Genomic DNA, 7,093 nt, shown 5'->3' with positions numbered 1-7,093 from the left:
CAGGTCGATGCGCTCAACCTCGACCCGATCGCGAAGCCGCCCTACGGCACGACGCGGCGGATCCAGCGGGGGTTATACCGGAGTGCTCTGGACACCCTGATCAACGCCGACGTCAACGGCGCTCTGAACCATTTGCGAAAGGTAGCCGGTGATTCCGTGGTGCCACGGATAATCGGTAGGGGCCGCGTCAACCGGCCCGTGCGAATAAGGACAACCTATGAACCGTCAACCTTCGCACAGATGAAAGTGCAGCCCTGTGCCCCGCAAGGAGCCACGGCAGCAAACCCCCTCCGATAGGTGGGGGTAGTTGACTGTGCTCTTCGCCTCTGTAATACCAGAAGATCCGGGGATGATCCTTAATACAATAATTGAACCGCCCGGTTCAACGCTGCCTCAGAGCAGCACCGTGAGGGCGAGGCAGGCCACGACGGGGATGACAAGGTTGTCGTCCACGGGGCTCACCAGTTCGGCGACTGCCGTCACCGCGACCGTCACGAGGGCAGCCAGCGGCGGGATGAGGAGACAGAGGGCGGCTGCCGTCACCGCGACCCCGGCGAGCGTTCCTTCGAGGGATTTGTGGTTGTAGATCCGGGTCCTCCCGAACCGGACACCGGCGAGGGTGGTGACGCTGTCGAGGAGCGAGAGCACCACAAGCCCGATGAAGGCGATCTCTTTTGGGAAGAAGACAAGGCAGAAAAGGGCTCCGAGCGCGAAGAAGAGCGCTCCCCGGCCGGGTGCGGCGTCACGCCGCTCGAGGTTTGCGATGACCGCCGAGACGACCGGGATGGTGTAGCCCCGGGAGACAGCGTCGGAGAGGATGAATCCCACAAAGAGAGCGAGCATGAGGACGGAGAGGGAGAGGTCGCGGTCGAAGAGGAGGATAAACGCCGCGATCCCGAGGCCGAAGAGGAGGTGGACGACCTGCCGGAGCGACTCGTTCATTGCACCTGAGGTTGGTGCCAAACCGGTTAAACCCTCTGCAGGCGGAGCCGGGGAAGAGCGGATACAGATCACGCCGGTTAAGTAGCCCGGGAACCCACGTTTTCCCCGAGAGTTGATAGATGGAGCCTTCAACCTACACCGGCGAGAACGCTGCCGGGTCCAGGGATATGGATGCTGTCGCACGATTCTATGTTAAATGCGTGCTCTGGCTCGGGGTACATGACTCGACCTTTGTGGACGCTTACTTCGGTCCGTCGGCGGTGCGTGAGGAGGCACTCACGGTCACGGTCACGCCGGACCGTATCGCCGGGTACGCCGGCGACCTCCTCGCCACCCTGGACCGGATCGACCTCGACCGGCTGGAGGGCGCCGGGCGCACACGCCACGCCTACCTCCGGGGCATGGTCCGGGCGCTCGGGCCCGCGCCGGTATCTTCTCGGGGATGAGCCTCAGCTTCGACGCTGAGGCGGAGGCGCTCTTCGGGGTTTCGGCGCCTGATGATGACCCGGTCTGGTACGAGGAACTGCACGCGGCGCTCGACGCCAATCTCCCGGGGAGCGGCGATCTTCCCGGGCGCTACCGGGCGTTCGTGGAATCGTTCGCTGTGCCATCCGACCGGCTGGATCGGGTCTTTGCAGCCGCATTTGCCGAGAGCCACCGCCGGATCGCGGAGCACCTGCTGCTCCCGGCGGGAGAGGGGATCGAGGTCGGGTATGTCACGGGGGAACCATGGGAGGTCTGTAACCGCTACCTCGGGAGTGGGGCGAGCCTCATCGAGGTGAGCACCGACCGGCCGGTTACCATCGACCGGGCCCTCCTCTACGCCTGCCACGAGGGCTACCCCGGCCACCACACGATGTGGGCGATCCGGGAGGCCTCTGGTCCGGGGCCGGGGCTGGATCGAGCACTCGGTCGTCCCGCTCGCGTCGCCGCTCGCGACGGCCGGGGAAGGTGCCGCCCGCCTCGGCATCGAGATCGCCTTCCCCCGGCCTGACCGGGTGCGGTTCGCAGAAGAGGTCCTCTTCCCGTTGGCCGGACTCGATCCCGCGGGGGCCGCTCTCCTTGATACCATCAGCACCGCGGCCACGGACCTGCTCTTCTCGGGGAACATCCGGGTGGCGCGGGAGTACATCAACGGTGCGATATCCCGGGAGGACGCATACGCCCGACTCCGGGACGTCCTGCTCCTCGCTCCGGAGACGGCGGAGACCCACCTCCGGTTCATCGAGGAGTTCCGGGCCTACCCGGTGGCCTTAAGCGAAGGATACCGCCTCGTCCGGGACTACGTCGGGGCCGACGGAGGGGGCCCGGCGCAGCTGTGGGGACGCTTCGCCCGGATTCTCACGGAGCCCGTGCTGCCTGGCGACCTCATCGTGTGCGGCACTTCCGGATGAATGTCCGGGCCTCTTCGTCGGTGATCGCGTAGGTTGCCTGGGCCTCGAGCGCGACTACCCGGAGGACCACCGCGACGTCGTCGAGGCGGCGCTTGTGGTCCCCGCGGACGTGCTTTCTCACCTCACGGAGAGTTTCGAGCGCGGTCCCGACGTTTGCAATCGTGCATAATGCACTCTCCCGGGTGCCGCTCTCGACGGCGGGGAGGGTGCGGGGCGGCGGCCGGGTGTCAGGAACAGGAGCCATTGGTACCTATCCTCACGCTGCATAACCATGAACCTGCTGGAACCCTTCCTGCCAACGTATTTATCCGGAAACCCCAAATCTGAACTGAGTATCTCCCACCCGGGAGTTCGACCCATGACTGCGGACCATACAACCAATACCCCCGAGTCGGATTGGTGGAGATCCATCCATCAAAACCCCTACCTCACCGGCCTGATAAAGTTCGTCCTCCCGCTTGCCGTCATTCCGGCTGTCTTTGCGGCGCTCTACCTGACCGAGCCCTACCAGCAGTTTCTCATTCTCTCCGGGCTGATCGTCGCTTACTTCGTTCCTCCGGCCGGGAAAGAGACGATCATCCCCATCGCGATCCTGATGGGCTACCCCTGGTGGCTCGTCACGCTTGTGATCTTTCTTCTCGACGTGGCCGTCTCGCTCTTCGTCGTCTGGAACTTCGACCTGGCGCTGAAGATCCCGCTCGTCGGCCGGCTGCTCGAGAGCGGGATGGCGATGGGCCGGAACTACACCGAGACCCAGCCCTGGCTCAGGCGGTTTTCGACGGTCGGGCTCATCCTCTTCATCTTCTTCCCGCTCCAGGGAACAGGGGCGATGAACGGGTCGATCCTCGGCCGGCTGCTCGGGCTGGAGAAGTCCCGGGTCTTTTCGTGTGTCTGCGTCGGGTCGCTTGCCTCCTGCCTCGTCATCGCGCTTGGCGCCGACGTGCTCCTGGATGTCTACCAGCGGGATCCGGCGCTCGGTATCGGTCTTCTGGCCGCGATCGTCGTCGCCGTCCTGGCCGGGGTCGTGGGATGGCGGATACGGAAGAAGAGGCTCCGGGGCCGGGCGCCCCGGTGAGGACACCCCTGCGGCTGCTCTCTTTGTTTCCGGCGGGCGGGCTCTCTTCCCGGCGTTAATTTCGCAGTTCTTAAATCTCTCGCCCTCCTTTTCTCCCTGAAGAGGGATGTGATGAGTTCTCTGCCGTACCCGTGGATCGTTGCTGCCGTAGCGGTGCTGGTCGCCGCCGGCGCCGGGTTTGCGATGCTGAACCAGCCGGCGGCGGTGCCGGCCGACGAGAGCGCTGCCGATGCGGCGGCGGTCCTGCTCCGGTTGCAGTCCGGGATCACCGCGGCGCTCGAGACGCTTGACGGCCGCTTGAGCCACGCGGCTTCAGAGATCGGGCGTACAGGTCTCAACGATGCCGCCGCACGCGGGATCCTCTTAAACCTGAGCGGCACCGACCCTGCGATCGTCGACTGCACGGTCTCCGACGCGGGAGGCACGCTCATCGCCGCCGAACCGGCGGCGTATCACGGAGCCGAGGGCGCGGATCTCCGGGACCAGCCCAACGTCCGGCACATCCTGGCATCGAAGCGGCCGATCATGAGCGAGGTGATCACGGTCGCGGAAGGGTTCCCGGCGGCAGTGATCAGCACGCCGGTCTTTACGAACGAGAGTCGGTTTGCCGGGTTTGCCTCCGTTGTCTTCCGGCCGGAGGTTCTGATCGCCGGCGTCGCCGGCCCGGCGATAAACGGCACTCCCTTCCAGGTGATGGTCGTCCAGACGGACGGGCGTATACTTTATGATACCGACCCGGCCCAGGTCGGGCGGATGACGTTTGAGGGCCCGCTCTACGCGGACTACCCGGACCTGCTTGATGCTGCCCACCGGGTCGCCGCCGGGCGCTATGGGACCGCGACCTACGGGTTTGCGGTCGATGGAGAGACGGTGAAAAAGGAGATCGCCTGGACGACGGCCGGGCTCCACGGGGCTGAGTGGCGGGTGGCGGTGATCCGGGAGGTGGGGTGAAGGGAAGACGAGATCCGGGGGTCACCCCCGTTTCCCGTCATATTGCCGGCTTTCCGTCTCCGCCCCTCACCCCGCCGCCTGAGCGCTCTCCCACAGCCCCAGTCGGTTCCCCTCCGTATCCTCGCAGATGGCAAAGTAGCCCCGCCCGGGCACCGCCCTCTTTTTGACCACAACCCTGCCCCCGGCCCGCTCCACCCGGGCCGCGTACTCATCGATCGAAGGGACGCCGATGAAGACTGTTATCGGCTCGCCGGGGTGGACCCGCGGGAGTATCTCACCGCCGATCCCGCCCGTCGCGAGCTCAAAGGCACCCTCCATCCCCGGGAACGGCTCCGCCATCCAGGCAAAGACCTCCTCGTAGAACGCCCGCGCCCGCCCGGTCTCGCCCGCGGGGATGTTGAACCAGACTATCGTCGCCATGCACCCCGGTGGTGGCCGCGGCGCATAACTGTTTTCCCTGCTCCCGGCTGAAGATATTTATAGCCCGGCAGGGATAGGGTGGCTCATGACGGCACTGGGCAGACGCATGTTCGGGAAGACCGGCAGGGAGGTCACCCCTGTGGGGCTCGGGGGAGAGGGGGTTCTCAGGACGTACGGGCGGCACGCGGAGGCAAACGCCGTCATCATGGAGGCGCTCAATCAGGGGATCACCTACTTCGACTCGGCAAAGGTCTACGCGGGGAGCGAGGACTACTACGGCGAGGTCTGGGTGAGTCATCCCGACCTCCGGGCGCCCGTATTCCAGGCCAGCAAGTCAGCGAGCCGGCTCCACGCGGACGCCGAGATGGACCTCCAGGAGAGCCTCCAGAGGATGGGGATCGAGACCCTCGACCTCTGGCAGGTCCACGACGTCCGGACCTTTCCCGACATCCGGGAGATCGAGGGGCCGAGCGGCGCCCTCGCAGCGTTCATCGAGGCGAAGGAGATGGGCATCGTCAGGCATATCGGTGTGACCGGGCACCACGACCCGGACGTCCTCTCGCACGCTGTGGAGAACTGGCCGGTCGATGCCGTCATGATGCCCGCGAACCCGGTGGAAGGCGCGCTCGGGGGGTTCCTCTCCTCGACGCTCGCAACCGCGAGGGAGCAGGGGGTCGCGGTCATCGGGATGAAGGTGCTCGGCGGGGCGAACTACCTCGTCCCCGATGCGGGGGTGACGCCGGAGACCCTCGTCCGGTACGCCCTCGCCCAGGATATCTCCGTTGCGATCGTCGGCTGCTCGACGCCCGCGGAGGTGCAGGCGCTCGCCGCCGCCGGCCGGAGCGGGCCGCTCACCGAATCCGAGGCGGAGGCGCTCGTCGAGGCGTTCCGCCCCTACGCCCGCGAGCTCGCGTACTACCGGGGGCCCCTGTAAGGCGCTCCCCTGTTACCGATATATGCTGACGGCGCCAACATACAGGGACACGGCGGCACCAGAACCGACGATGTGCCGCAGAGAGAGGAACCTCAATGACAACCAGGGAACCGAACCGGTTCTGCACCCTCCGGAACCGCATCGCCGCATCGCCCGACGCCATCCTCGTGCTGGTCGTGCTCGTCATCTTCATGGACATGATGATCTACGGCCTCCTCATCCCGGTCTTCCCCGAGTACGCCCCCCGGCTCGGGGTGGACGAATCGGTCATCGGGGTCGTCTTCGGGATCTACGCCGCCATGCTCCTCCTCTTCTCCATACCGATGGGCCTCCTCTCCGACCGGGTGGGGCGCCGGCCCCTCATCGTCACCGGGATGCTCCTCCTTGCTCTCGCGACGGCCCTCTTCGGCTTCTCGACCACGGTCACGCACCTGATCATCGCCCGGATGGTCCAGGGAATATCGGCCGCGGCCACCTGGTCCGCGGGGCTTGCGCTCCTCGCCGATACCTGTGACCCCGCCAGGCTCGGGGAGAGGATGGGGATATCGCTTTCTGCAGTCGGGCTCGGGACGGTCCTCGGGCCGGTCGTCGGGGGGCTGCTCTTCGAGTACCTGGGCTACACCGCGACCTTTCTCATCCCGGCGGTGCTGGTGGCCTCCGTCGGCCTTCTCGTCCTCGCCGTCCCGGTGCGCACCTGCAAGCAGGAGGACGGTCGGGGACGGTCGGAGATGCTGCCCCGGGGGAGTCTCTTCCCGCTCGCCGCCTGTGCGGCGGCGGTCGTCGCTGTCTCCGGGACCTACGGCGTCGTGGACCCCTACCTCCCGGTCTACCTGCACGCCGCCTTCGCGGCCTCCCCGGCGACTATTGGCCTCGTCTTTGCGGTGCTGGCGGTCGCCGCCGCCGTTGCCCAGCCGGCCGCAGGAAGGATCTACGACCGGCGCGGGGGCAGCCGCTCCCTCATCGGCGGCGGGCTCCTCCTCTCGGGGGTTGCGATCGTCGCGGCCATGCAGGCGCCGACCCTTGTGCTCGTCGCCGTCGCCGTCTTCGCCCTGGGGGTCACGCTGAGCTGCGCCCTGGTGCCGGTGATGCCGATCATGGCCGGCATCTACCGCGACCAGGGCTCACAGGGCGCCGCCTACGGCATGTACAACACATTCTTCTCCGTAGGGCTCTCGGTCGGGCCGTTCGCAGGAGCCGTCCTTGCGGGCCGGTGGGCGCTGCCGACGATATTCCTGCTGCAAGCAGCGGCCCTCGCGGTTGTGGGGGTGCTCGGCTGGCCTGTCATCGGGAGGCTTGGGTGGCGGTGACGACCCCCCGTGTGCGGAAAATTTTTTCGTTCACCCGGTGCTATAGAGCACCGCGCTTCTCCAGATTGTT

General features: G+C 66.5%; 10 protein-coding genes and 1 pseudogene. 8 read left to right on the top strand and 3 right to left on the bottom strand.

The features are described 5' to 3' along the window. A pseudogene (locus tag BP846_RS03995) lies at nucleotides 1-297 on the top strand (RNA-guided endonuclease TnpB family protein); the annotation flags it as partial. Between the two features lie 96 nt (nucleotides 298-393). Here BP846_RS03995 and BP846_RS03990 read toward each other — a convergent pair. Further along, complete coding sequence (locus BP846_RS03990) at nucleotides 394-942, bottom strand: diacylglycerol/polyprenol kinase family protein (protein WP_292392760.1); 549 nt, start codon at nucleotides 940-942, stop codon at nucleotides 394-396. A 119-nt stretch (nucleotides 943-1,061) separates the two neighbouring features. Between BP846_RS03990 and BP846_RS03985 the strand changes: the two genes are divergently transcribed. The 3 genes from BP846_RS03985 to BP846_RS03975 are packed head-to-tail and all read left to right on the top strand — an operon-like array spanning nucleotide 1,062 to nucleotide 2,336. Next, nucleotides 1,062-1,388 carry a hypothetical protein gene (locus BP846_RS03985; protein WP_292392759.1) on the top strand — a complete coding sequence of 109 codons (327 nt, stop codon included), beginning with the start codon at nucleotides 1,062-1,064 and terminating at the stop codon, nucleotides 1,386-1,388. Beyond that, nucleotides 1,385-1,936: a hypothetical protein gene (locus tag BP846_RS03980; protein WP_292392758.1), complete on the top strand. Its 552-nt coding sequence runs from the start codon at nucleotides 1,385-1,387 to the stop codon at nucleotides 1,934-1,936. The genes BP846_RS03985 and BP846_RS03980 overlap by 4 nt, the downstream gene beginning before the upstream one ends. Nucleotides 1,937-1,970: 34 nt before the next feature. Continuing rightward, on the top strand, nucleotides 1,971-2,336 hold the full coding sequence (locus tag BP846_RS03975) for a hypothetical protein (RefSeq protein ID WP_292392757.1): 366 nt from the start codon (nucleotides 1,971-1,973) through the stop codon (nucleotides 2,334-2,336). Here BP846_RS03975 and BP846_RS03970 read toward each other — a convergent pair. After that, the gene (locus BP846_RS03970; RefSeq protein ID WP_292392756.1) at nucleotides 2,311-2,580 is read right to left on the bottom strand and encodes a hypothetical protein; all 270 of its coding nucleotides are present in this window, start codon (nucleotides 2,578-2,580) and stop codon (nucleotides 2,311-2,313) included. The genes BP846_RS03975 and BP846_RS03970 overlap by 26 nt on opposite strands. A gap of 114 nt (nucleotides 2,581-2,694) precedes the next feature. On the opposite strand from BP846_RS03970, the gene BP846_RS03965 reads away from it, so the two are divergent. After that, nucleotides 2,695-3,411: a small multi-drug export protein gene (locus BP846_RS03965; protein WP_292392755.1), complete on the top strand. Its 717-nt coding sequence runs from the start codon at nucleotides 2,695-2,697 to the stop codon at nucleotides 3,409-3,411. A gap of 111 nt (nucleotides 3,412-3,522) precedes the next feature. After that, a complete protein-coding gene (locus tag BP846_RS03960) occupies nucleotides 3,523-4,362 on the top strand; it encodes a cache domain-containing protein (RefSeq protein ID WP_292392754.1) in 840 nt (279 codons plus the stop codon). 66 nt (nucleotides 4,363-4,428) lie between these two features. Here BP846_RS03960 and BP846_RS03955 read toward each other — a convergent pair whose 3' ends face one another. Further along, nucleotides 4,429-4,782 carry a VOC family protein gene (locus BP846_RS03955; RefSeq protein WP_292392753.1) on the bottom strand — a complete coding sequence of 118 codons (354 nt, stop codon included), beginning with the start codon at nucleotides 4,780-4,782 and terminating at the stop codon, nucleotides 4,429-4,431. An 85-nt stretch (nucleotides 4,783-4,867) separates the two neighbouring features. On the opposite strand from BP846_RS03955, the gene BP846_RS03950 reads away from it, so the two are divergent. Together BP846_RS03950 and BP846_RS03945 are read left to right on the top strand one after the other, a co-directional pair. After that, on the top strand, nucleotides 4,868-5,716 hold the full coding sequence (locus BP846_RS03950; RefSeq protein WP_292392752.1) for an aldo/keto reductase: 849 nt from the start codon (nucleotides 4,868-4,870) through the stop codon (nucleotides 5,714-5,716). A 95-nt stretch (nucleotides 5,717-5,811) separates the two neighbouring features. After that, nucleotides 5,812-7,023 carry an MFS transporter gene (locus tag BP846_RS03945; protein WP_292392751.1) on the top strand — a complete coding sequence of 404 codons (1,212 nt, stop codon included), beginning with the start codon at nucleotides 5,812-5,814 and terminating at the stop codon, nucleotides 7,021-7,023. The last annotated feature ends 70 nt before the right edge of the window (nucleotides 7,024-7,093 follow it).

It is taken from the genome of Methanoculleus sp. UBA303 (assembly GCA_002501655.1).
In the GTDB taxonomy this organism is placed as follows: domain Archaea; phylum Halobacteriota; class Methanomicrobia; order Methanomicrobiales; family Methanoculleaceae; genus Methanoculleus.
The sequence above is the reverse complement of the archived record's forward strand: the minus strand, read 5'-3'. Positions and strand labels throughout refer to the sequence as shown.